At 70.9% G+C, this 23,919-nt stretch carries 22 protein-coding genes; 5 read left to right on the forward strand and 17 right to left on the reverse strand.

The features are described from left to right. Nucleotides 1-229 precede the first annotated feature (229 nt). Nucleotides 230-1,363 (forward strand): phosphotransferase enzyme family protein, encoded by a 1,134-nt coding sequence (locus ABD235_RS30790; protein ID WP_344180535.1) that lies wholly within the window; start codon nucleotides 230-232, stop codon nucleotides 1,361-1,363. A gap of 8 nt (nucleotides 1,364-1,371) precedes the next feature. On the opposite strand, the gene ABD235_RS30795 is transcribed toward ABD235_RS30790, so the two are convergent. The 6 genes from ABD235_RS30795 to ABD235_RS30820 all read right to left on the reverse strand — a co-directional run bounded on the left by ABD235_RS30795 (nucleotide 1,372) and on the right by ABD235_RS30820 (nucleotide 6,180). Next, entirely contained in the window at nucleotides 1,372-1,650 is a 279-nt protein-coding gene (locus tag ABD235_RS30795; protein ID WP_344180537.1) for a carbohydrate binding domain-containing protein, read from the reverse strand. Nucleotides 1,651-1,748: 98 nt separating this feature from the next. Then, nucleotides 1,749-2,270 (reverse strand): RNA 2'-phosphotransferase, encoded by a 522-nt coding sequence (locus ABD235_RS30800; RefSeq protein ID WP_344180539.1) that lies wholly within the window; start codon nucleotides 2,268-2,270, stop codon nucleotides 1,749-1,751. 64 nt (nucleotides 2,271-2,334) lie between these two features. After that, on the reverse strand, nucleotides 2,335-2,523 hold the full coding sequence (locus ABD235_RS30805; protein ID WP_344180541.1) for a hypothetical protein: 189 nt from the start codon (nucleotides 2,521-2,523) through the stop codon (nucleotides 2,335-2,337). Nucleotides 2,524-2,535: 12 nt separating this feature from the next. Then, nucleotides 2,536-2,865, reverse strand: coding sequence for an ArsR/SmtB family transcription factor (locus tag ABD235_RS30810; protein ID WP_344180543.1), 330 nt, complete (start codon nucleotides 2,863-2,865; stop codon nucleotides 2,536-2,538). Beyond that, complete coding sequence (locus ABD235_RS30815; RefSeq protein WP_344180545.1) at nucleotides 2,855-3,271, reverse strand: SRPBCC domain-containing protein; 417 nt, start codon at nucleotides 3,269-3,271, stop codon at nucleotides 2,855-2,857. Before ABD235_RS30815 ends, ABD235_RS30810 begins: the two co-directional genes overlap by 11 nt. A gap of 83 nt (nucleotides 3,272-3,354) precedes the next feature. After that, entirely contained in the window at nucleotides 3,355-6,180 is a 2,826-nt protein-coding gene (locus ABD235_RS30820) for a helix-turn-helix transcriptional regulator (RefSeq protein WP_344180546.1), read from the reverse strand. Between the two features lie 116 nt (nucleotides 6,181-6,296). Here ABD235_RS30820 and ABD235_RS30825 point away from each other — a divergent pair, with 116 nt between their 5' ends. Further along, entirely contained in the window at nucleotides 6,297-6,902 is a 606-nt protein-coding gene (locus ABD235_RS30825; RefSeq protein ID WP_344180548.1) for a dihydrofolate reductase family protein, read from the forward strand. A 50-nt stretch (nucleotides 6,903-6,952) separates the two neighbouring features. On the opposite strand, the gene ABD235_RS30830 is transcribed toward ABD235_RS30825, so the two are convergent. Genes ABD235_RS30830 through ABD235_RS30850 form a run of 5 tightly spaced genes read right to left on the reverse strand, consistent with a single transcriptional unit; the run spans nucleotide 6,953 to nucleotide 13,496 of the window. Next, nucleotides 6,953-7,930 (reverse strand): nucleoside triphosphate pyrophosphohydrolase, encoded by a 978-nt coding sequence (locus tag ABD235_RS30830; protein WP_344180549.1) that lies wholly within the window; start codon nucleotides 7,928-7,930, stop codon nucleotides 6,953-6,955. 4 nt (nucleotides 7,931-7,934) lie between these two features. Then, complete coding sequence (locus tag ABD235_RS30835) at nucleotides 7,935-8,570, reverse strand: SurA N-terminal domain-containing protein (protein WP_344180551.1); 636 nt, start codon at nucleotides 8,568-8,570, stop codon at nucleotides 7,935-7,937. Between the two features lie 25 nt (nucleotides 8,571-8,595). Next, nucleotides 8,596-12,234 carry a transcription-repair coupling factor gene (gene mfd, locus ABD235_RS30840; RefSeq protein ID WP_344180553.1) on the reverse strand — a complete coding sequence of 1,213 codons (3,639 nt, stop codon included), beginning with the start codon at nucleotides 12,232-12,234 and terminating at the stop codon, nucleotides 8,596-8,598. After that, entirely contained in the window at nucleotides 12,231-12,806 is a 576-nt protein-coding gene (pth, locus tag ABD235_RS30845) for an aminoacyl-tRNA hydrolase (RefSeq protein WP_344180555.1), read from the reverse strand. The genes mfd and pth overlap by 4 nt, the downstream gene beginning before the upstream one ends. 45 nt (nucleotides 12,807-12,851) lie before the next feature. Further along, nucleotides 12,852-13,496: a 50S ribosomal protein L25/general stress protein Ctc gene (locus ABD235_RS30850; RefSeq protein ID WP_344180557.1), complete on the reverse strand. Its 645-nt coding sequence runs from the start codon at nucleotides 13,494-13,496 to the stop codon at nucleotides 12,852-12,854. 351 nt (nucleotides 13,497-13,847) lie between these two features. Between ABD235_RS30850 and ABD235_RS30855 the strand changes: the two genes are divergently transcribed. Further along, on the forward strand, nucleotides 13,848-14,936 hold the full coding sequence (locus ABD235_RS30855) for a TroA family protein (protein WP_344180559.1): 1,089 nt from the start codon (nucleotides 13,848-13,850) through the stop codon (nucleotides 14,934-14,936). Between the two features lie 10 nt (nucleotides 14,937-14,946). Then, nucleotides 14,947-15,576 (forward strand): hypothetical protein, encoded by a 630-nt coding sequence (locus tag ABD235_RS30860; protein WP_344180561.1) that lies wholly within the window; start codon nucleotides 14,947-14,949, stop codon nucleotides 15,574-15,576. On the opposite strand, the gene ABD235_RS30865 is transcribed toward ABD235_RS30860, so the two are convergent. The 3 genes from ABD235_RS30865 to ABD235_RS30875 form a co-directional block, all read right to left on the reverse strand. Then, nucleotides 15,561-16,325, reverse strand: coding sequence for an NAD(P)-binding domain-containing protein (locus ABD235_RS30865; RefSeq protein WP_344180563.1), 765 nt, complete (start codon nucleotides 16,323-16,325; stop codon nucleotides 15,561-15,563). The two genes, ABD235_RS30860 and ABD235_RS30865, sit on opposite strands and share 16 nt — an antisense overlap. A 25-nt stretch (nucleotides 16,326-16,350) precedes the next feature. Further along, on the reverse strand, nucleotides 16,351-16,992 hold the full coding sequence (locus tag ABD235_RS30870; protein ID WP_344180564.1) for a response regulator transcription factor: 642 nt from the start codon (nucleotides 16,990-16,992) through the stop codon (nucleotides 16,351-16,353). Between the two features lie 94 nt (nucleotides 16,993-17,086). After that, nucleotides 17,087-19,033 carry a sensor histidine kinase gene (locus tag ABD235_RS30875; protein ID WP_344180566.1) on the reverse strand — a complete coding sequence of 649 codons (1,947 nt, stop codon included), beginning with the start codon at nucleotides 19,031-19,033 and terminating at the stop codon, nucleotides 17,087-17,089. Nucleotides 19,034-19,175: 142 nt separating this feature from the next. Between ABD235_RS30875 and ABD235_RS30880 the strand changes: the two genes are divergently transcribed. Next, a complete protein-coding gene (locus ABD235_RS30880; RefSeq protein WP_344180568.1) occupies nucleotides 19,176-19,850 on the forward strand; it encodes a hypothetical protein in 675 nt (224 codons plus the stop codon). Nucleotides 19,851-19,907: 57 nt separating this feature from the next. Here ABD235_RS30880 and ABD235_RS30885 read toward each other — a convergent pair whose 3' ends face one another. The 3 genes from ABD235_RS30885 to ABD235_RS30895 all read right to left on the reverse strand — a co-directional run bounded on the left by ABD235_RS30885 (nucleotide 19,908) and on the right by ABD235_RS30895 (nucleotide 23,854). Next, complete coding sequence (locus ABD235_RS30885; RefSeq protein ID WP_344180570.1) at nucleotides 19,908-20,888, reverse strand: ribose-phosphate diphosphokinase; 981 nt, start codon at nucleotides 20,886-20,888, stop codon at nucleotides 19,908-19,910. Between the two features lie 15 nt (nucleotides 20,889-20,903). Then, nucleotides 20,904-22,460, reverse strand: coding sequence for a bifunctional UDP-N-acetylglucosamine diphosphorylase/glucosamine-1-phosphate N-acetyltransferase GlmU (gene glmU, locus ABD235_RS30890; RefSeq protein ID WP_344180572.1), 1,557 nt, complete (start codon nucleotides 22,458-22,460; stop codon nucleotides 20,904-20,906). Between the two features lie 86 nt (nucleotides 22,461-22,546). After that, the gene (locus ABD235_RS30895) at nucleotides 22,547-23,854 is read right to left on the reverse strand and encodes a hypothetical protein (RefSeq protein ID WP_344180574.1); all 1,308 of its coding nucleotides are present in this window, start codon (nucleotides 23,852-23,854) and stop codon (nucleotides 22,547-22,549) included. Nucleotides 23,855-23,919: the final 65 nt, after the last annotated feature.

The raw sequence follows: 23,919 nt of genomic DNA on the forward strand, positions 1-23,919 counted from the left end.
CAGCCGACCGGTCCACCGTGCCACCACGGAGAGCCGGCCGTTGACATGCTGCGTGACCGTCAGCACGATGGGACTTGGCGTCGGCCGACGCCCAGCCTCTGAGGACCTGCCCCAGCCGGGTCCTTGCAGACGGTGAAGGGGAATCCTCCCCCAAGGCCCGCTGTTCGTGTCCAGGCCTGTATCGAGTGTCGCGTCGCTGGGGGACGGAGACATGTCGAGGAGGCTTGTCATGACCAAGCAGGGCAGTTTCAAGCGCGCCGTTCGCCAACGGGCCCGGGAGACCGGGCAGCGGTACACCCAGGCACTCGCCGATCTGGAACAGATCAACAGGTCGCCGTTCGCGCGCACCCGTCCCTTCGAGCGGTCCGATCTCAAGGACCACCTCGAGACGCGGTACGGGATTCGGATCAGCTCGCTGGCACCGATCGACGACGACCCGGCGACGCGGCCCCGTGGTTCGTGGCCGGGTCACTACCCGTCGACCTTGCTCGTACGGCTGGAGGACGGTCCGCCGTGGATCGCCCGTGTGTTCTCGTCGCCGGCGGACCAGGTCGCGCGCGTCGAAGGCGACGCGGAGATCCTGCGGTTCCTGGCGGCGAACGACTTTCCCGCCGAACGGATCGCGCACGACGACCCGGTGTCGGTGTTCGACGACAGCGGCGTGATCGTGACCCGGTTCGTCGAGGGCGGGCGCCCGTCCGACGAGCACGGCCGTAGCGAGTCCGTCGACATCGCGCAGGAACTGGGCAGCCTGCTGGGGAGGTTGCACGCGCTCCCCGCGGCAGACGGCGCGGTCGCCCGGGACGGCGGTGCGGAGGAAGCCGACGGCGGCTTCTACACCGGCCGACCGAAGCAGGATCTGGCCGCGGCCATGAGCTTTCTGGCCCGTGTCGAAGACAAGGTGACCTCCGGCGGCCGGGAGAAGTTCGACTGGTTGCGCGACCAGGTCGAGAACGCCGACGACGCCGAAGGGCTGCCGGAAGCGCTCACGCACGGCAACTACCACCTCTGGGCCGCCGTCGGCGTACCCGGAAAGCTCACGATCGTCGGCTGGGCAGGATCCGGGCGCGGACCGCGATTACCCGCACTCGCCTGGCTCCTGAGGACCACTGCCGAAGGCAACGCGGACAACATCGACGCCGTACTGCGCGGCTACCGGCAACACGTCCAGCTCAGCGACGACGAACTCCAAAGGCTCCCGCGAATCCTGAACATGCGAGCCCTCTGGTTGGCCTGCCTCGACTATCAGATGGCGACAAACAACGGCGACACGCCAACTCTCAACGAGGGTTGGTTGCACCCGGCAAGCATCGAGTACGCCGAACGCCTGGCGGCGCGCGCTGTTGCAGCCTTGAGCCGGTGAGCCCTGTCTCAGCTGATTCGGTTCGTGGTGGCGGCTGAGGCCGGGCAGAGGATGAGTAGGCAGCTTTCCACCTTGACGTCGTCGATCACCGCGCCCCAGATCGTTCCGGAGGTTCCGGCGAAGGCCAGCGTCGAGGAGCTCGACAGCAGGTTGGTGAAGTAGAACGTGCGGTACGTCCAGCCCATGTTCTGGTTGCTCTTGCCGGCGGTGCTGACGGCGATGGTGTCGACCTCTTGGCCGTTGACGGTGGCCCTGCCGGTCTTGGTGTCCGGCGGGCCTTCGGTCACAGCAGGCCTCCCCCAGGCAGAAGGACGGGCGGGTCCTGCCCATCAGCCTACGGTCACTCACTGCTACCAGTTGATCGCAGCGGCGCGCCCTGGCCGAGTCATCCCCACTTGATCGCAGCAGGCGGCACGTGCCGGGTGAGCAGCACGCCGTTGGGGGCCTCGAACACCACGAGGTCAGTCGGATCGATCCGTAGCAGCACGGCGGCGGTGAAGCGTTTGCCTACATGGCTGTCTGGGCTCGGGGCGAGGTGGACGTGGGTGCGGCGGCCAGGGCGCAGGCCGTCGCGGCGGATGGCGGGGACCGCGGCAGGTGTTGTGCCGTGCCAGAGAGAGCCTGTGGGATGTACGCGTCTCCAACTGGCTTCCAGGGCTTCGACCGTGACCGGCATACCCGCGAGGGAATGGCCTTGGCAGGCGCGGATCAACGAGCCCTCCACCTGCAGACGGTTCTTGTCGTTCCGCTCGACCGCGCGATCCAGGGCCGGCCGGTCGATCTCCAGCAACGCCAGCACGTCGTCGATCGCGGCCCACCCGTCCGCGCTCATCGCCAGGCCCTTCTCCCCCGCCCCGTGGCGCAGCAACCAGGAGAGCTTCTTGCTGACACGTACGACGTCGCTCACAAGAGCATTCTCCGCAGTACGTCGAGCCGCTTGTCGTCGGCCCGTTCCGGCCGGGTGATCAGGCTCAGGACTCGAGCAGGACCGGCCGCACCGCCGGATCGATGCGAACCGCAGCGGCAGCCAGGAGGCGGGCGGCGGCGTGGCGTACGACGAAGTGCCGACGCGACGTCTCGACAACCACCGGAGCATCCGGCAGCGCGGACCGGGACTGGTTGCGGGCGGCATCGATCACCGGTGAGGTGGGCATGAACATGACGATCACTCCTTAGCTGTCGAGGTACTTGCGCAAGGCATCCATTCGGCCGTCCCAGTCGTTCGCCAGCGCGGCGAGGAACTGCTGGGCGACCCGGATCGGGTCGGAGTCGAGGCGGTAGCGGATCCTGCGGCGTTCGCCCGGTTCGGCGATCAGCAGGCCCGCTTCGGTCAGTAGGGTGAGGTGTTTGGCGATCGCCTGCCGCGTGATCGGCAGCCGGTCGGCCAGGTCGGTCGCCGTCGCGGGGCCGCGGGCGGCCAGTTCGGCGAGGATGCCGCGGCGGCTCGGGTCGGCGAGCGCGGCGAAGACCCGTTCGGCGGCCGCTTCGGCGTCAGGCGGCATCGAGGTACTCGACCAGTTCGGCGAGCTCGCGTCCCCAGCCGTCGGAGTTGCCGCGGTACGCCGTACCGTCCGGCGCCTGGGCGAACCCGGTCTCGACCACGGTCAGCCGCGTCCCGGCGCCGGCCGGCTCGAGGGTGAACTCGACGTAGGTGCGCCGCGGGTCGTCGGCCGGCAGTCCGTCGATCGGCCAGGTGAAGGCGAAGACCGACGGCTCGTCGACGCGCTCCACGCGCAGGTCGACGCTGTTGTCCGGCCACCACAGCCGGGCCGCTCCGCCCGGCCGCAGGTCGATCGAGGCCTGCTTGCCGAACCAGGTCCCGAGACCCTCGGCGGTGGTGATGGCCGCCCACACCTTCGACGGCGGGTGGGCGAGGTCGAGGACACGTTCGATGCGATCAGGAATCATGGATAGCAACCTTTCAGTTGCTATCCACAGTATGGCAACCATTCGGTTGCGTCAACCCTGACCAGCGCACCGAAGGCATCCGCTCAGTCGAGGAGGCCGGCTCCGTGTGCCTTCGCGGTGGCTTCGGTGCGCGTGCTCGCGGAGAGCTTGCGGAGGATCCGGGCGACGTGGGTGGCGACGGTGTTGGGCGAGACGAAGAGTTCCCGCGCGATCTCGGCGTTGGACAGGCCGCGCGCGAGGACGCGGAGGACCACCAGTTCGCGGTCGGTGAGACCGAGGGCCGACGGCTCCGGGCGGGGTGCGGTGGTGGCGAGGCCGGCGCGTTGGGTCAGGTCGTCGATCTCGGCCAGCAAGGGCGCTGCCGCGAGGCGAGTCGCGATCTCGCGGGCTTCGCCGAGACGGCGGCGGCCGCCGGGCTTGTTGTTCGTCCGGATCGCCGCGGCTGCGCCTCCGACGAGTACCAGGGCCAGCTCGTGCACGTCGTGGACCACGCGCCAAGCGTCGGCGGCCGCGTCCCAGGCCGCTACGGTGCCGGCGGCGAAGGCGTCCCCGGTCCGCACCACCGCATCGACGATCGGCCAGCGGCCGGAGTCCGGCAGCCCCTGCCGCAACGCCTCCGACCGCGCGGGCACCTGCCGCCGTCGCCCGGTCGGGGTCCGTTCGAGCCTGAGCGCCGCGAGGTAGAGCCGCGCCGTGACGACGACATCGGCTGCCGGCCAGTCAGGCAGGACAGCGAGCGCGTCAGCCAGCAACCGGTCGGCGGCCGGTACGTCGCCCTTGCCCACCGCGAGCCCGATGCGGACCGGCAGGCGCTGCAGTTCGATTTCGCTGACCGTCCCGGCCGGCGGCATCGTCATCTGCGCGAACTGGTGGGCCGCCTCGTCGTACCGGCCCCGCCGTACGGCGATCTGGGCGATCTCCAGCCGCAAGGCCGCGTCGTACCACGGCGGCGGACCGTCCGTGAGCGCGTTGTCCACCTGCTCCAGGGCCTCGTCCCAGCGACCCAGCGAGATCAGCGCCTCCGCCCGGATCTGCACCAGCATCGAGCCCCTGGCGCGCATCCGGCCCCACCGCTGCGCCTGCTGCTCGGCCTGCTCGAGCAGAACCACTGCCTCGTCCGGACGCCCGGCGTCGGCGATGGCTCGCCCTTCCCACTGCAGCGACGTCAGGTAGGTGTGCTGGTCGCCGCACGCTTCAGCCGCTCGCCGCGCGTCCTGCAGCAGCCGTTGCACGATCTCTGGTCCACCATCGGTGTGCAGCGCGATGCCGCCGGCGACCAGCCGCGCCTCGGCAAGCACCTGATCGTCGCCAACGCGCTCTGCCAGCTCCAGTGCCCGCGTCGCATGCAGGCTCATCTCAGGTCCCGGCCTGCCGACGAGCTCGGTGAAGGCCAGTCCGGACAGCAGCCTGCCGCGCAACACGTCGTCGGTTCCTTCCGGTACCAGCCCCACCGCGCGAGCCAGGTCGTCGCTTCCGGTGCCGTCGATCCGGCACCGCAGCAAGCCGCGGAGCCGAAGGAGACCGGCCACTCGGAGTGGCTCGGTCTCCGGATCGATGACCGCCAGCGCCGCGGTTGCGTGCTCCACGCCGGTTCGTGAGCGTCCGGTGGTGTACGACGCGGCGGCCGCGACCTCCCGCACAGTCGCGCAGCTCACCCCGATCAGCTCAGCAGCCTCGGCGACCGCCGGCCACAGCGCCACCACGCGTTCGAGCATGTTCAGTTGCTCGTCGTACGCGTACTGCCGCTCGGCCGTCGCCGCCGCTCTCCACGCCGCAACCAGCGCCTTGCCCGGTTGCCCGGCCACGGCCCAGTGCTCGGCCAGGGCCGCGAGCGATCCAGGACCTGCCTCGATCGCCTCGGCGTACCGGGTGTGCAATCGCCGCCGTTGACCGGGCAGGAGCGCACCGTAGACGGCCTCGCGAATCAGGTCGTGCCGGATCACGTACCCCGGGTCGAGCACAGCGACCTGATTCCGCTCGATCAGCTCGCGGACGGCGTCCTCGACCGGCTCGGCGGAGACCTCGGACAGCAGGTCGTCCGACACCGCCCCGCCGGCCACGGCAATGGTCGTGAGCAGCTCCCGCGCGGCCGGCGAGAGATCGGCGACCCGGTCCAGCAGCAAACTGGTCAGCCCTTCGGAGGACGCCGTACCGGATGCGTACAAGGCTTCCACGAACAACGGATTCCCGCTGCTGCGGCGGTGGATCTCGCTGCTCGCAACCGCATGCGGGGCGCGGCCGTCGAGGGCTGCGAGCAGTTCTCCGACGTCCTGCCGGCTCATCGGACCCAGGTCGAGCCGAACGACCTCGGCCCGTCGGCCGAGCTCGGAGAGCAACTGCCGGGTCGGGTGACCGGAGGGCAGCTCACCGGTCCGCACAGTGGCGATCAGCAGTACGGCGGAGGCGCCGAGATTGCGGACCAGGTAGACGAAGAGCTCCCGGCTGGATGCGTCCGCCCAGTGCAGATCCTCCACCACCAGGACGAGTGGGCGCTCCTGCGCCACCCGCGTGAGCAGGCCGAGGACCTCACCGAACAACCGGACATGCCCCTCAGGCCCTTCCGGCAGGGACAACTCCGGCAGCCATCCGGCGAGCGCGGTACCGCCGGACGGCAGGGCCGCGGCGAGCCGGTCCGGACCCCACTCACGCAGCAGGTTGCGCAGGATCGCCACGAACGGCACCCACGGCGTACCGTCCGCGCCGAGCTCGAGACAGCCACCGGCCAGCACCATCGGCTCGGCGCCGAACTCGCCGATCGTGGTCGAGACCAGGCGCGACTTGCCGATCCCCGCCTCCCCCGAGACCAGCACCGTGACCGCCTCCGCGGTCCGGGCCCGTTCGTAGGCCTCGCGCAGGGCGGCGCGTTCGGCCCGTCGACCGATCAGGACCGGACTGACAGCGGCGCCCATGCGGTCATCCTCGCATCCCCCGGGTTCCGGGCCGGATGTCATCAGATGTGGTGACGACCGGGTGCTGCGTCGACGGCGAGAGTTGAGGCACATCGAACCCACCCAAGGAGCCAATGATGACCAGCAACACCAACCGCACCGTGGTCGGCAACATCTCGCTGTCCCTCGACGGACGGGTGAACGGGCCGGGCGGCGACTACGACATGGGCTGGATCGCGCCGCACGCCGTCACCGCCGGCTCGTTGGCGCACATGATCCGGGTGACCTCGCCGGCGACCACGGCCCTGCTGGGGCGGAAGAACTACGAAGGCTTCGGCGGCTACTGGCCGACGGTGGCCGACGACCCGACCGCGCCGGAGGAGAGCCGCGCGTTCTCGCGCTGGCTGAACGAGGTGGAGAAGGTCGTGTTCTCGTCGACGGCGCCCGCTGCGGCCTGGCAGAACAGCCGGATCGCCCGGACCGACCCGGTGACCACGGTCAAGGAGCTTCGCCTGCAGGACGGCGGCGACATCGTCGTCCTCGCGAGCTCGAGCGTCATCCGGGCCCTGCTCGCGGCCGATGAGCTCGACCGGCTGTCCATCACCCTCTGCCCGGAGCTGGTCGGCGGCGGCATGCAGCTCTTCGACGAAACCGTCCCCGCAACGTCGTGGACCCTCACCGACTCCACCCCGACGGACAGCGGCGCCCTCTGCCTCCTCTACGACCGCACCCGCACGGCCTGACCGCTGCGGCACCTGAGGGCCCCTGCAGGACGGCCCTCAGGTGCCGCAGGTCAGGAGGCTTCGGTGGAGCGGACGCGGTCGGCGAGGCGGCGGGTCGCGTTCCGCAGTTCCTGCTCGGCATCGACGCCGGCCTCGCGAGCCTCTCGGACCAACGCCAGCAGGCGCTCGCCGATCGAGTCCCCGGACGCGGCACCCGCCTCGTCCGACGCCATCACCTTGGCGGAGCGGCCGAGGACCTTGTCCGCCAGCGCCAGCGCGGGCAGCGCGGTCGGAATGCCCTCCAGCACCGACGAGCGCTGCTTCTCGGCCGCCTTGATGGTTTCCCAGTTGGCCTCGACCGTGGCGACGTCGGTCGCGTCGACCGAGCCGAACACGTGCGGGTGCCGGCGGATCAGCTTCTCGACGATGCCGGCCGCGACGTCGTCGATCGACCACGGCCCGGCGTCGCCGTCGGGATCCTCCTCGGCCTCCTCGGCGATCCGGGAGTGGAAGGCGACCTGGAGCAGCAGATCGCCCAGTTCCTCCCGCAGATGCGTCGAGTCCCCGGTGTCGATCGCCTCGAGGGTCTCGTACGTCTCCTCGAGCAGGTACTTCGCCAGCGACTCGTGCGTCTGCTCCTGGTCCCACGGGCAGTTGCGGCGCAGCCGGTCCATCACCTGGACGAGGTCGATCAGCCGGGCCCCCGGTACGTCGTACGAGCCGTGCAGGATCTCCACCTCGTACGCCGGGCGCGGCTCACGCGCGAGCTGGTCCGCGACCAGCCGCAGCAACGCCGGCTCGCCGTCCTCACCGACGAGCCAGGCGACGGCCCGGCCGGAGGCAGCGGCGGAGACCAGCCACGCCCACTGTGCCTCGGCGCCACCCTCGACCGAGGTCACCACGAGCCCTGAGCCGACCACCGCCTGCACCGAAGGGCTCTCGACCCCGGCCGCGGCGCCGATCACATCAGCCTGCTCGAACGCCTGCCAGGCCGCGCGGGTCAGCAGACCCGGCGCGACCCGCGGGCTGGTCAGGACGACCTTGATCAAAGCGTCAGCCCTGCGGCTGGGGCTGCTGCTGCTGCTGTTGCTGCTGCTCGGCCTGCTCGCGCTTGGCCTTGGCCTGCGCGGACTCCTCCGACAGCGAGCCGGACACCTTGCCGTCGATGGCGCCGTCGGTCCACTTGCCGAACCGCGGCGAGACGTCGACGTCGATGTTCTTCGCGGCGTCCTTCACCACGACCAGGCCGGCCTGCTGGGCCTGCTGGACGTTCGGGTCGGTGATGCCGGTGCCGCCGCCGAGCTTGATCGTGCCGACGGCCGCCTTCGCGACGTCGCGCAGGAACGCCTCGGCCACCGGGTCGGCGACGAACTTGTCGTACGCCGCCTGGTCGCCGACGACGGCCTTCATGGCCGGCGCGAGCTCGGCGTCGGTGACCGTGACTGAGCGCTGGTCGGCGATCTGCTGGACCAGCGCGCTGTTCACCAGCTCGCTGAGCGCCAGCGACGCGGTGAACGGCTGGCCGAGCGCGGTGGTGACGGAGCGGGAGGTCTCGTCGACGTCGCCGACCGTGATCTCGGTCCCGCCCACCACGGCCGCCGCGCCCGGGTGCGTCCCCGCGGCACAACCACCCAGCAGCAGCACCGAAGCCAGCGCGGCACCCGCCACATGTGCGAGTTTTCTGCTCAACGGACTCTCCTCCAGCTGGAACTCATCAGGCCTTCGCCCCCACGGGCTCGGCGATCACATCGTCGATCAGTCTCGCGCACCACTGCAGCAACTCCTGGTCGCGCAGCGGCTCACCGGCGACCGGCCGGGTGGCAGGTCTCGGCACCAGGATCGTACGCAGTTGCGGCTTGACCAGACTCTTCGGGTACAGCCTGTTCAGCCGCATGATCTTGGAGTCGGGCAGTTCGACCGGCCCGAACCGGATCAGATTGCCCTGCAGGGTGACGTCGTGCAGCCCCGCGACTCGGGCGTGGTTGCGGAACTTCGCCACCTCGATCAGGTTCAGCACCGGCTGCGGGATGTCGCCGTACCGGTCGTGCAGCTCCTCGACCAGCTCCGCGATCCCGGCCTCGTCCCGGACGGCGGCCAGCCGCTGGTACATCTCCAGCCGCAGCCGCTGCGAGGGCACGTAGTCGTGCGGCAGGTGGGCGTCGATCGGAAGCTCGATCTTGACCTCGGGCTCCTCGGCCTGGGTGTCGCCGCGGTACTCCGCGACGGCCTCGCCGACCAGCCGGACGTACAGGTCGAAGCCGACGTCGGCGATGTGCCCGGACTGCTCGCCGCCGAGCAGGTTGCCGGCGCCGCGGATCTCCAGGTCCTTCATCGCCACCGCCATGCCGCCGCCGAGATCGGCGTGCTGGGCGATGGTCGCCAGCCGGTCGTGCGCGGTCTCGGTCAGCGGCTTCTCAGGGGGGAAGAAGAAGTATGCGTACGCCCGCTCGCGACCACGGCCGACGCGACCGCGCAGCTGGTGGAGCTGCGACAGGCCGAGCAGGTCGGCGCGCTCGACGATCATCGTGTTCGCGTTCGAGATGTCGATGCCGGACTCGACGATCGTCGTACAGACGATGACGTCGGACTGCTTCTCCCAGAAGCCCTGGATGACCTGCTCCAGGGTGTGCTCGTTCATCTGGCCGTGCGCCACCGAGACCCGCGCTTCGGGCACGAGCTGGCGGATCCGCGCGGCCGCCTTCTCGATCGTGTTCACCCGGTTGTGCACCACGAAGACCTGGCCCTCGCGCAGCAGCTCGCGCCGGATCGCGGCGGTCACCTGGCCTTCCTCGTACGCGCCGACGAAGGTCAGCACCGGATGCCGTTCCTCGGGCGGGGTGGCGATCGTCGACATCTCCCGGATGCCGGTGATCGACATCTCCAGCGTCCGCGGGATCGGCGTCGCCGACATCGTCAGGACGTCGACCGCCGTCCGCAGCCGCTTCAGCTGCTCCTTGGCCTCGACCCCGAACCGCTGCTCCTCGTCGACGATGACGAGCCCGAGGTCCTTGAACTGCACCTCGCCCGACAGCAGCCGGTGCGTCCCGATCACCACGTCGACCGACCCGTCGGCCAGCCCGTCCAGCGTCGCCTTGGCCTCCTTGTCGGTCTGGAAGCGCGACAGCGGCGCGACGTTCACCGGGAACGCGGCGTACCGCTCGGCGAAGGTCGCGTAGTGCTGCTGCACCAGCAGCGTGGTCGGGACCAGTACGGCGACCTGCTTGCCGTCCTGGACTGCCTTGAACGCGGCCCGGACCGCGATCTCGGTCTTGCCGTAGCCGACGTCGCCGCAGACGATCCGGTCCATCGGGGTGATGCGTTCCATGTCGTGCTTGACGTCGTCGATGGTGGCCAGCTGGTCCGGCGTCTCGACGAACGGGAACGCGTCCTCGAGCTCGCGCTGCCACGGCGTGTCCTTGGCGAACGCGTGCCCCTTGGTCGCCTGGCGCGCGGCGTACAGCTTGATCAGCTCGCCGGCGATCTGGCGGACCGCCTTGCGGGCGCGGCCCTTGCGCTTGGCCCAGTCGCCGCCGCCCATCTTGTCCAGCGTGGGCTGCTCGCCACCGACGTACCGGGTGACCTGGTCGAGCTGGTCGGTCGGCACGAACAGCCGGTCGCCGGGTTGACCCCGCTTGCTCGGCGCGAACTCGATCACGACGTACTCGCGGGTGGTCCGCTGGGTGCCGGTACCGACCGTGCGCTGCATCATCTCGACGTACCGGCCGACGCCGTGCTGCTCGTGCACGACGAAGTCGCCGGGCGCGAGCTCCAGCGGGTCGACGGTCTTCTTCCGGCGGCTCGGCATCCGTTGCTGGGAACGGCGTTCGGCCGCCGAGCGCTGCCCGGCCAGGTCGTTCTCGGTGAGCACCGCGAACTTGATGCCCTCGGCAATGAAGCCGTGGTCGAGCGCGCCCTGCGAGATCAGGACGACGCCAGGCTCGGGGATGCCGTCGATCGAGTCGACGGTCCGGGCCGGCAGCTCCGCCTCGGAGAACACCTCGGCCAGCCGCTGGGCCGGGCCGTGGCCCTCGGTGACGCAGACGACCCGCCAGCCGTCGCGCAGCCAGCCGCGCACGTCCTCGACGGCGGCCGCGGTCTCACCGCGGTACGCGTCGACCTCGTGCGCCGCGATCTGGCGGCTGCGGACCGCGCCGGAGTCGGTGTCGATGTCGAACGAGACCCGCGCGCCCATCGAGTCGCGCAGCTCGGGCTCGTCGGTCGGCGCGGCCGCGAACGGCGACAGGCTCCACCAGGCCAGCCCGCGGTCCAGCGCATGCGTCCGTACGTCGGCCAGCGACATGTACGCCGCGGCGCCCAGGTCGATCGGCGCCTCGCCGCCCCCGGCGGCGGCCGCCCAGGACGCCTCCAGGAACTCCTGGCTGGTCGCGACCAGGTCGTGCGCCCGGGCGCGGACCCGCTCGGGGTCGCTGACGACGACGTGGGTGCCTTCCGGCATCAGGTCGACCAGCAGCTCCATGTGGTCGACCAGGACGGGCGCGAGCGACTCCATCCCCTCGACCGCGTGGCCCTCGGCCAGCTTCTCGAACAGCTCGGCCAGTTCGGGATGTTCCTTGGCCAGTACGGCGGCGCGCGAGCGCACCTCGTCGGTCAGCAGCAGCTCGCGGCACGGCGGGGCCCACAGACCGTGCTCGGCGATCTCCAGCGACCGCTGGTCGGCGACCGCGAAGTACCGGATCTCCTCGACGTCGTCGCCGAAGAAGTCGACCCGCAGCGGGTGCTCCTCGGTCGGCGGGAAGACGTCGATGATGCCGCCGCGGACCGCGAACTCACCGCGCCGCTCGACCAGGTCGACCCGGCTGTACGCCGCGCCGGCGAGCCGGCTGACGACGTCCTCCAGCTCCATGCTGTCGCCGACGTGCAGCTGGACCGGGCGCAGGTCGGCCAGACCGGCGACCTGCGGCTGCAGCACGGACCGGACCGGCGCGACCAGGATCTTGATCGGTCCGGTCGTCTCGTCGGAGGGGTCCGGGTGCACCAGGCGCCGCAGTACGGCGAGACGACGGCCGACTGTGTCGGACCGGGGCGACAGCCGCTCGTGCGGCAGCGTCTCCCAGGCCGGGTAGTAGGCGACCGAGCCGGGCTCGACCAGGCACTGCAGCGCCTCGGTCAGCTCCTCGGCCTCGCGGAACGTCGCGGTGACCGCGAGGATCGGGCGGTCGGCGCCGAGCCGCTCGGAGGCCAGCGCGGCCAGCAGGACAGGACGAATCGGGCCCGGTGCGCTCAGGTCGAGCGTGGCGACGCCGTCGGCGCGGATGTCCTTGCGGGCGTCGCCGATCGCTGCGGCGACCACCGGATCGGTGACGAGGGTGTCGACCAGACCGGCTAACTTCACGAGTTGTACTTCCCTTGAGAGACTTCGAGGCCGTCGGCGAGCAAAGACTCGATCGCGTCGGCCGTGCGGTCGAGCTCGAACGGCAGGTCCTTGCGTTCGGTGCTGGAGAACTCGTTCAGCACGAAGTCCGCCGGGCTCTGCCGGCCGGGCGGGCGCCCGACTCCGAACCGCACTCGATGGTAGTCACCGGTGCCAACCGACTTGCGGATCGACTTCAGCCCGTTGTGCCCGTTGTCGCCGCCACCGAACTTGAGCCGCAGCGCGGCGAAGTCGATGTCCAGCTCGTCGTGCACAGCCACCAGCTGGGCCGGCTCGACCTTGAAGAACTTGAGCAGGCCGGCCACCGGCCCACCGGACTCGTTCATGAACGACCGCGGCTTGGCCAGGATCGTCCGGTAGCCGCTGAGCCGGGTCTCGATCACCTCGGCCTTGGCCTGCTTGTGCTGCTTCCAGCCGCCGCCCACACGGCCGGCCAGCTCGTCGACCACCATCTGGCCGACGTTGTGCCGCGTCTTGGCATAGGAAGGGCCGGGATTCCCCAGCCCGACGACCAACCACACGTCGTCCGCCACGGATCTCCCGGCCCTCTCCTGTTCGTTGCCAGTACGGGGTACTGCTTACTCCGCGGCGGCGGCGACCGGCGCCTCGGCGGCCTCCGGCTCGTCCTTCTCGATGCCCGCCTCGGCCTCGGCCTCGGCCAGCTCCGCGTCCAGCTGCTCGGCGGTCGCGGCGGCGGTCACGTTGACGATCAGCGTGTCCGGCTCGACGGCCAGCGTGGTGCCCGCGGGCAGCTTCAGGTCGGAGGCGTGGATCTGGGCGCCGGCGTCGAGGCCCTCGATCGAGACGGTGACGCCGTCCGGGATGTGGGTCGCTTCGGCCTCGACCAGGATGCTGGCGTTCTCCAGCACGACCAGGGTCTCGCTGACGGCCTCGCCCTCGAGGTGCACGGCGATGTCGACCTGGACCTTCTCACCGCGCTTGACGATGACCAGGTCGACGTGCTCGATGAAGCCCTTGATCGGGTCGCGCTGGACCTGCTTCGGCAGCGCCAGCAGGCTCTCGCTGCCCTCGACCTCGATCAGCAGCAGGGCGTTGGCGGTCTTCAGGGCCAGCATGGTGTCGTGACCGGGCAGCGTGATGTGCACCGGGTCCGTGCCATGGCCGTACAGAACGGCGGGGACCTTGCTGTCCCGGCGGATTCGGCGGGCAGCACCCTTGCCGAACTCCGTGCGCGACTCGGCTTGGATCTTGACCTCGGCCACGAGATGAACTCCCTCAAGCTTGTTGCGGTGATCTGTTGACTGGTGGTGGAACCGGTTGCAGAGCCTCAGCGGGCACGTCTTGACTCCGGAAAAGGCGTCAGGCAACGAACCACCGCGTCGATCACGGAGCCGCGCCCGCCTAGCACTTCTCACCGAGTCGAGCACTTCGACATCAAGCGCAGTCGGGGGGCGTCCCTCGCCGAGGCAACCAAAACAGTCTACCCACGACTCCCCCCAGACGAGAAATCCACCCCTCCCCCTACTTTGAGCACCGGTCAGGCACCAGAAGCCGTCGAAAACGGCTGAGCCGTGCTCGAGGACGCGTCGGGCCGGACCTCTTAAGGTCGGGGCATGAAGATCGTCTCGCTGCTCCCGTCGGCGACCGAGATCTGCTTCGCGCTCGGCGCCGGGGACCAGGTCCACGGCGTCACCTTCGAGTGCGACCACCCCGCGGCGGCGCGCGAGCGCCGGATCGTCTCCGCGACCAATCTCCCCGCGGGCCTCACGCCCGCCGAGATCGACGCCGCCGTCCGCGCGCGAGTGGCCGCCGGCGAGGACCTCTACAAGCTCGACCGCGACGCCCTCCGCGCGATCGACCCGGACCTGGTGATCACCCAGGACCTGTGCGCCGTCTGCGCCGTCGACGTCGACGGCGTGGAGGAGGCGCTGTCCTACCTCGGCTGCCGGGCCGAGGTCGTCACCACCGATCCGCACGACCTCACCGAGGTCCTGGAGTCCATCGAGCAGATCGCCCAGGCAGTCGGACGGCCTTCCGAGCCGCTGGTCGGAAGCCTGCACCGACGGCTTGACGCCCTCCGCGCCCTCCCACCAGCGAGTTCCGCCGCACCCCGCTCCGCGGGGCGCGGCGGAGCGGGGGAAGAAGGAGCGGGGGAAGAAGGAGCGGCGCCGCACGGCGTGGCTTCGCCCGCCTCCGATCAGTCCGGCTCGACGCCCGTCACTGCGTCCGCCTCCGATCAGTCCGGCTCGGCGCCCGTCGCTGCGCCCGCCTCCGATCAGTCCGGCTCGGCGCCCGTCACTTCGCCCGCCTCCGATGGGCTGCCGCGGGTGCTGGTTCTGGAGTGGACCGATCCGCCTTTTGCTCCTGGGCACTGGATTCCGGAAATGGTCGAGGTGGCCGGCGGCGTGAGCGTGCTGGGGTCGGCCGGGCTGCGGTCGGGGCGGACGACCTGGCCGGCTGTTGCGGCGGCTCGGCCTGAAGTCGTGGTGGTGGCGCCGTGCGGCTTCGGGCTGGACGACTCGGCCCGCCTGGGGAAGGACCTGATCGACCAAGGCCTGCTGCCCGACGTACCGGTGTGGGCTGCCGACGCGAACGGCTACTTCGCGCGCCCCGGCCCGCGGCTGGTGGACGGGGTCGAGGCACTCGCCGGCATCCTTCGCGGCACTGCCGTTGACCCCGAGGTGGCCCGGCAGATCCGTTAGCTTCGTCTGCGTGCTGATCACCCTGCTGGTTCTTGCCGCCGCCCTGGCCGCGCTCGCCGTCTGGGCGCGGACCAAGCGTCAGCGGTTCTTCACGGCACGCGGCCTGGCAGCTCAGCAAGCCGGCTGGACCTCAGCACCGATGGACCCAGCCCTCGAAGGCGTCGCCAACCGCATCCTCTCCCCCGGCGCCAACACCCGGATGATCGCCGGCCAGTACGCCGGGTACGACTTCCGCGCCTTCGACCACTCACACGCGACCAGCAGAACCAGTACGGCGACCAAGCTGCACGTCGTCGCCGTACTGCTCCCCGTCGTCCTCCCGTCGATCGCCGTCACCACCGACAACCCGGTCGCCCGCACCCTCCGCGTCCCCGACCAGCAACTCGAGTCCGGCGACTTCAACGAGACGTTCGCCATCGAGTCGCCCAACCAGCGCTACGCCTCCGCCGTCGTCCACCCGCAGCTCATGGAGTGGATGCTCCAGCGCCCCCACCTGCAGTGGTGGATCGACGGGCCGTACCTCGTCACCTGGGGCCTCAACTGGTGGACCGTCGAGAGCGTGCGCGCCGCCCTCGACGACCTCACCGCCGTCGCCCAGCAGATCCCGCCGTTCGTGCTGGCCGACTACCGGCTCAGCTGAGTCCACACCTCGCGCAACGCCCGCGCCGCGTCGCCTTCCAGCCCCGCCGCGTCCAGCGTCTCCGCGAGCTCGTCGAACTCCGGCCCCCACCGCCAGGCCACCGCCCGCAACCGCTCCGGCAACTCGGGGTCCTTCAGCGACCCGCCGTCGGCCCGCGTGTGCTGCGCCGTCAACGCCTCGGTCACCCCGTGCTGCGCCGCCAGCTGGAACGCCAGCACGGCCAACGCCGCTTTCCCCTTGTTGTACAGCGCGTACGACGACTTCGCCGCGCTCGCGGCGCCTGGCTCGGCGCCGACGACCATCGGCGTGACCAGAGTCCCCGCCCACAACTGCGCCGCCTGCTCGGCCGCCGCTCCGGACAGCATCAGGTGCGTCGGGCTCGGGCCACCGGTCGGCGGCGGGCCGATCACGCCGCCGTCGACAAAGGTTGCTTGAGGCAACGCTTCGCGGGCCCGTTGCAGGGATTTCGGCGACAGCGGGTTCGCCTCGACGTAGATGCCCGCGAACCCCGACCGACCGACCTGTTCGGCGACCTCCACCGCGCCCTGCGGTGCGCACGAGCACAGCACCACCTCGGCCCCGCCCACCGCTTCGTCGTACGAGGAACCGATCAGCCCCGCCGCCTCGGCCCGCGCGACCGACGCCGTACTGCGTCCTTCCGGCACCCAGTGCACCTCGTGCCCCGCCGCGACCAACTGCGCGGCGAGCTGCGACCCCATGGCTCCCGGATGGAAAACGGCGACCCGCATCCGCGGCGTCCTCTCTCTCGAGTGGTCAGTGCTCCCCAAGATAGGCGAGTACGGCGAGGACGCGGCGGTGCTGCTCGTCGTTGACCATCAGCCCGAGCTTGCCGAGGATGCTGCCGATGTGGGTCTCCACGGTCCGCTCGGTCAGCCACAGCCGCCGGCTGATCCCGACGTTCGTACAGCCCTCGGCCATCAGCGCGAGCACCTCCCGCTCGCGCGCCGTCAACGCCGCCAGCCGATCCTCGGACCGCGACCGCCCGATCAGGCTCTCCACCACCTCCGGGTCCAGCGCGGACCCACCAGCGGCCACTCGCTCGAGCGCGTCGAGGAACTCGTCGACCGCGAGCACCCGGTCCTTCAGCAGATACCCGAACCGCCCACCGGTCACCAACTCGGTCGAGTGCCGCGTCTCCACATGCTGCGACAGCAGCACGATCGCCAGCTCCGGGTACAACACCCGCAACCGCCGAGCCGCCCGCGCCCCGTCGTCGGTCAGATCCGGCGGCATCCGTACGTCGATGATCACCAACTCCGGCGAGGCCTCCGCCACGGTCGTCACCAACGCCGCCGCATCCCCGGCCAGCCCCACGATCTCGTGCCCCGCATCCACCAACAACCGAGCCAACCCCGCCCGAAACAAGGCCGAGTCCTCCCCGATCACGATCCGCACGACGACCTCCTCGCCCGCGGCTGCGCCGCGAGCATCGGCGGGGAAGGAAGAAGAGGAGAGGACGCCCGCCCCGGCTGGCTTCGCCGCCGGACGATCAGCTGCCGCATGGCAGCACCACCTCTATTGCTGTGCCGACGCCGGCGGGGCTGTGCATGGTGAGGGAGCCGCCCAGCGCGACCACTCGGTCGGTCAGGCCGCTCAGGCCTGAGCCCGGGCGCGCTCGCGCTCCGCCGCAGCCGTCGTCCTCGACGCGGATGCGTACGTCCTCCGGCGACCGCGTGACCTGGACGCCGATCCGCGTCGCCCGGGCGTACTTCGCCGCGTTGACCACCGCCTCGGCCGCCACGAAGTACGCCGTAGTGATCAACTGCTCCGGCAACTCGTCCCCCACCACCTGCAGTCGCACCGGGATCGGCAGGTTGCGCGTGATCGCCGCCAGCGCAGCGGGCAAGCCGTCGTCCAAACTCGTCGGCCGCAACCCATGCGCGATCTGCCGCAGCTCAGCCACCGCCGTCGCCAGCTCAGCAACCCCCTGGTCGAGCACACCGTCCACATCGACCGTCCCATCAGCCAGATGCCGCTGGGCCAACCGCAAACTCATCCCCAGCGCGACCAACCGCTGCTGAGCCCCGTCGTGCAGATCCCGCTCGAGCCGCCGCCGCTCGGCATCGCCCGCCTGCACGAGCCGCGCCCGGCTGGCCTCGACCTCCCGCAAGGCCCCCGCCAGCTCGGCCCGCAACCGCGTGACCTCCACCAAACTCGCCGCCGCGGCCGCGACTACCCGCAGTACGGCCGGACTGCTCCCCGAAAGCACCCCGACCTGCAGCCCGCCCAGCATCACTGGCACGACCTCCCCACCCACCGGCTCCCCTGCCGCATCGACAAACCCAGCAGCCCCCGGCAGCAGACACCCCACCCGCAGCCCCGGATCCCGCAACGCCTGCCGCAGCACGGCTTCCAGCTCCTCCGGACTCCCCTCGCCCGCGTGAATCCGATGCTGCAACTCCTCGATCGCCGTCAGCGCGGCTCGCCGCGGCGGATACAACCGCCGGTCGACAACCCGCCGCAACCACGACCGCAGCGGCGCCAGTAGCAACGCGCAGACAGCCGTCGCCGTCGCCGCGGCCACCGCCGATCCGCGCCCAACCACCAGGCCGAGCGCGAGCGCCGACACGGCGTACGTCGTCAGCAACGCCACCAGCACGATCGCGTACGTGACCGCGTCCGCGACCGCCCGATCCACGTCGTACAGATCATGCCGCAGCACCGCCACCGCGACCGCCGCCGGCAGACTCACCAACGCCATTACGCCGGTCACCGTCGCGACCACGCCCGACTCCCCCGTCACCGCGATCTCCGCCAGGCACACGAACGGGTAGCAGACCGCGACGACCCCCGCGATCGCCAGCCACTTCACCTGCGCCCGCGCCCGCCCGCTCGACCGCCGGAACCGCACCACCACGGACGCCGCCGCGACCAGCACCAGCGCCAAGAAGACCACGAACAGGACCTCGCTGAGCACCCGCACCACCCGAGGCAACGGCGCGTACGGCCGCGCCCACCCCTCCAAAGGCGCCAAGAACGGCGAGGTCGCGAACGCCCCGAACACCTGCTGCGCAGCACCGAGCAGCACCAACCCGATCGGCACGACCCGCCAGCGCGGACTGATCAGCCGCCCGTCCGGGAAGTAGAGCAGCAGCAGCGCCACTGCGACGGCCAGCCACCAACCGCTCTCGTCCAGCCAGGCAACGACCCGGCTGTCCAGCGGCAACCGTCCCGGCTCGGCCACCACGACGTCGTAGTACGCCGACCGCACGCCCAGGAACGCGACCAGCCCGCCGATCACGCAGAGCAGCACCCCAACCACGGGCTCACGTCGAGCGACCAGCAGACCCAGCACAGCGAGTCCGGCCGCCAGTACGCCGAGCGGCACGACCATCCCCACCGGCGCATCAGCGACGAGCAGCAGCCACCCACCGCCCACCAGCATCGTCACCACGAGCAGGCAGGTGCCGACTGCAAGCGCCCACGGCCACCGCATGACGTCACTGTAAGTCGCGAAGGCCGCCGGCGGCTCCGAGTCAGCACGGAGATCTGTTCCCGTACCAGCCCGGATCCGTCGACCCCGGCGCAACGGCTTCGCTGAAGGGGTCAGATTCTTCCGTGGCTTTGGGAGGCCAACGATGTCCACCACGACCCTCAGGACAGAGCTCGCCGGCGATCCGGTCACCCGGCGTCGCGTCGGCATCGTCGCGCTCGCGCTGACCGTGACCTCGCTGACCGCCGTACCGGGCGGCCTGCTGTGGCCGGAGCCTTCGGGCGGCGGCGAGACCTACACGTACGCCGACATCCAGCCCCTGCGCGACCGCTGGTGGGGACTGCTGGTGTTCCTCAGCGCCGCGCTCGTGCTCAACGTGCCGGCCCAGGCGTTCGCCACCTGCCTGCTCGTACGGCGTCGCGGCGCCGCCTGGGCCACGACCGGCGGCGTACTGATGTGGATCGGCACAGCCCTGTACGCCGTGGGCGGCGCCGGCTGGGCCGCGGCGTACTACTTCGCGACCGCGCCGGGAGTCGACCCAGCGGCCGGGGCGTCGGTCATCGACCGGATGGCCGAGGATTCGCTGCACCTGTTCGCGCCGATGATCGCCGGCGCGGGACTGGTCGCGATCGGCACGATCGTCCAGACGGTCGGGCTGTGGCGCTCGCACGCCGTACCGCGCTGGATCCCACTCGGCGCCGCGACGATCGTGCTCACGTTCATGATCCCCGGCAACGGCGTGGTCGGCCTGATCACCGCGCTACCGATGACCGCAGCGGCCATCGGCATCGCGTACTACGCCTGGCGAGCCGTCCGATGATGTGGGCCCCGTGGCCGTTCCTGTTCTGGCCGGCGCACTGGGACCACGGCAGCTCGGTCAGGCCCTGCCCTCGAACAGGCTGGTCACCGATCCGTCCTCGAACACCTCGCGGATCGCGCGGCTGATCAGCGGAGCGATCGACAGCTCGGTGAGCTTGTCGAACTTGCGGTCCTCCGAGATCGGCAGCGTGTTGGTGACGATCACCTCGCTGGCCTGGCAGTTCTTCAGCCGGTCGACCGCCGGACCGGACAGGATCGCGTGGGTGGCCGCGATCACCACCCCGGCGGCGCCGTCGGCGTACAGGGCGTCGGCGGCCTTGGTGATCGTGCCGGCGGTGTCGATCATGTCGTCGACCAGGATGCAGACCCGGCCGGCCACCTCACCGACGACCCGGTTGGCGACGGTCTCGTTCGGCCGGTCGATGTCGCGGGTCTTGTGGATGAAGGCCAGCGGCGCGTTGTTCAGCCGGGCCGACCACTGCTCGGCGACCTTGATCCGGCCGGCGTCCGGGGAGACCACGGCGAGCTGCTGGTCGCCGTACTTCTCCCGGACGTAGTCGGACAGGATCGGCAGCGCCATCAGGTGGTCGACCGGCCCGTCGAAGAAGCCCTGGATCTGCGAGGTGTGCAGGTCGACGCAGATCAGCCGGTTCGCGCCGGCGGTCTTGAACAGGTCGGCCATCAGCCGGGCCGAGATCGGCTCCCGGCCGCGGTGCTTCTTGTCCTGCCGGGCGTAGCCGTAGAACGGCAGCACCACGGTGATCCGCTTGGCCGACGCCCGCTTCAGCGCGTCGACCATGATCAGCTGCTCCATGATCCACTCGTTGATCGGCGAGGTGTGGCTCTGGATCACGAACGCGTCGCTGCCCCGGACCGACTCCTCGAACCGGACGTAGATCTCGCCGTTGGCGAAGTCGTACGCCGAGGTGGGCACCAGGCCGGAGCCGAGCTGCTCGGCCACCTCCTCGGCCAGACCGGGATGGGCCCGGCCGGAGAAAACCATCAGGTTCTTCTCGGTGGTTCGCTTCATCCCGCTCATCGCCACTGCCTCCCGTTACGCCTTCTCGCCGGGGACGCCCGCTGCGCCCGGCTTCGGCTGTGCCTCGGCGGTGCCGACGACCGGTTCGCCCGGTCCCGCCGATTCGCCCGGCCGGCCGGCGGCCGGCGTGTCCGCCGCCGCAGCCCCGGCCAGCGCGTCTTGCGCCGCCTTCGCGGTCTTCGTGCCGGCGCGCTTGCGCGCGACCCAGCCCTTGATGTTGCGCTGCCGCCCGCGGGCGACCGCGATCTCGCCGGCGTGCACCGGCTGGTCGATCGCCGACCCGGCCGCGATGTACGCCCCGTCGGCGATGTCGACCGGCGCGACCAGGACCGAGTTGCTGCCGATGAAGGAGTAGCGCCCGACGGTGGTGGGGTGCTTGTGCACCCCGTCGTAGTTGGCGAAGATCGTGCCGGCGCCGATGTTCGCGCCCTCGCCGATCGTCGCGTCCCCGGCGTACGACAGGTGCGGGACCTTGGCGCCGTCGGCGATCGCCGCGTTCTTGGTCTCGACGAAGGTGCCGATCTTGCCCTTCACGCCGAGCGAGGTCCCGGGCCGCAGGTACGCGAACGGGCCGACCGAGGCGCCCGCGCCGATCACCGCGCCGGAGCCGTGCGTCCGGATGATCGAGGCGCCTTCACCGACCTGGACGTCGGTCAGCGTGGTGTCCGGGCCGATCACGGCGCCCGTCGCGACGGTGGTCGCGCCGTGGAGCTGCGTGTTCGGCAGGAGGGTGACGTCCTGCTCCAGCGCGACGGTCTGATCGACCCACGTCGTACTGGGGTCGACGATCGTGACACCGGAGCGCATCAGCGCGTCGAGGGTGCGCCGGTTCAGCTCGGCGCGCAGCGTGGCGAGCTGGACGCGGTCGTTCACGCCCTCGGTCTGCATGGCGTCCTCGATCACGTACGCGCCGACCCGCTTGCCGTCGCCGCGGGCGATCGCCAGGACGTCGGTCAGGTACAGCTCGCCCTGCGCGTTGTCCGTGGTCAGCCGGCTCAGCCCGTCGCGCAGCGTGGCCGCGTCGAAGGCGTAGATCCCGGCGTTGATCTCGTCGATCTGGCGCTGCTCGGGGGTGGCGTCCTTGTGCTCGACGATGCCCGCGACCGTGCCGTCGGGACCCGGCAGGATCCGCCCGTACCCGGTCGGGTCCGGGACGCGCGCGGTGAGCACCGTCACAGCGTTGCCCTGCTTGTCGTGGTCCCCGATCAGCTCCAGGAGCGTCTCGGCAGCCAGCAGCGGGACGTCCCCGGAGGTGACCACGACGGTCCCCTCGAAGTCGGCCGGTACGGCGCTCAGCCCCGCACGGACGGCGTCGCCGGTCCCGAGCTGCTGCTCCTGGACGGCGGTCCGGACCTCCGCGTCGACCTCGGCCAGGTGCGCCTCGACCAGCTCACGGCCGGTGCCGACCACGACGACGAGGTGCTCCGGCGCGAGTGCACGCGCGGTGACGACCGCGTGCCCGACGAGGCTGCGCCCGCCGATCTCGTGCAGGACCTTGGGGGTCGCGGATTTCATCCGGGTCCCCTGACCGGCGGCCATCACGATGACCGCCGCAGGACGGTGGGAAGTCACGCGGTCTTCTCCTCGGGTTCCCTACGAGTTCTGGGCGAGTTCGTGCGTGAGCGCCCTGAACCGAGCGCCCGCGCAAGCCTACTTCCTCACTGTGCGAGGCTTCGCAGCGCATCCACAAGCTTCTGCTCGCTGAAGCCGGTGTACTCCAGCATCAGCCGCTGCTGCGCCTGGACGTTGTAGCCGCGTCGGGCGACCTGGAGGTAGAAGTCGGTGACCGCCCGGAGGCCGACCTGCTTGATCAGCTGCTCGACCGCCAGCCAGCTGATGTCGTCACTGTCCGTAGCGTCGTACTCGTCGTCGGCCGGGAGCCGGACCAGGTCCCCGAGCGCGCGCCGGCGGATGTCGTCGCGGGCCGCCGAGACCTGCTTGCCCCGCCCGGTCGCGATCAACTGCAGGCTCTCGGCGTACTGGGCCATGCCCTCGGCGAGCCAGCGCGGGGCCTCCTCGCCGAGCCGGACCGGGAGCAGGTGCATCAGCGCGTGGCTCAGCTGGGCCGAGTCGAAACCGGCCTGGGCCTCCGGCCGTACGACGATCCAGCCGCCGACCGGGCGGCCGTCCTTCGCCGGACTCGGGATCGGCTGGACCCTGGCCGGCTCGTTGCCCCTGATGGTCGGGGGCAGGTCGGTCAGGACGCCGGGCTCGCGCATCGCGACGACCATCGGGACGATCTGCAGGTGGCCCTTCCACAGGTTGCGGATCTTGCGGGCCATCGCGACGGTCTCGTCGGCCTGCCGGTCGGCGTACGCCAGGCGGCCCTGGTCGACCACGACCAGTACGTTGCGCCGCTTCACGACGTCGATCGGCCCGTAGTCCCACGGCTGCCGGCCCGACCCGATCGCGCGGTCCAGGTCGTTGTCGTCTACCAGGAACAGCCGGCCGTCGCGGACCGTGTAGGTGTAGCCCACGTCTGTCGCCGCCTGAGCCAGCCGGCTCCCGGAGATCTGGTAGCGCATGCTGACCCGGAAGGTGCCGGTCGCCAGGCCGTACCGTCGTACGGCCTCGTAGTTGGTCCAGACCTCGGCCCGGCGGTAGGTCACCGACATCCCGAGCCTGCGCATGTTCTCGAACACCTGCCGCTGCTCGGGCCTGATCTCGGGCGCGACGTCGCGCAGGAACAGCTGCAGGTCGTTCTGCTTCACCGCGATCCCCCGCCGAGCCAGGATCGCGTCCACCGCGGCCCCCAGCCGCGGATCCACGTCCCCCGTCGCGCTCGGCCGCACCTGCTGCAGCGTCGTCCCACCCATCGCCTCGGCAGTCAGCGAAACCCCCCGCCCCGCCGAAGGCACGCCCACCCACAGCCCGCCCCCGACCACGACCATCGCCACCACCACCGGCCACACCGCAGGCCCCTCGGCCACGACCCACCGCCGCACCGCCGCCCACAACCCCGGCATCCCAACCCTCTCCCAGCCTCAACCCCGCGCGCCCCCATGGTCACCCACCCCAAGGCCACCCACCA

Origin of the sequence: Kribbella lupini (assembly GCF_039529595.1) — a bacterium.
Taxonomy (GTDB): Bacteria; Actinomycetota; Actinomycetes; order Propionibacteriales; family Kribbellaceae; genus Kribbella; species Kribbella lupini.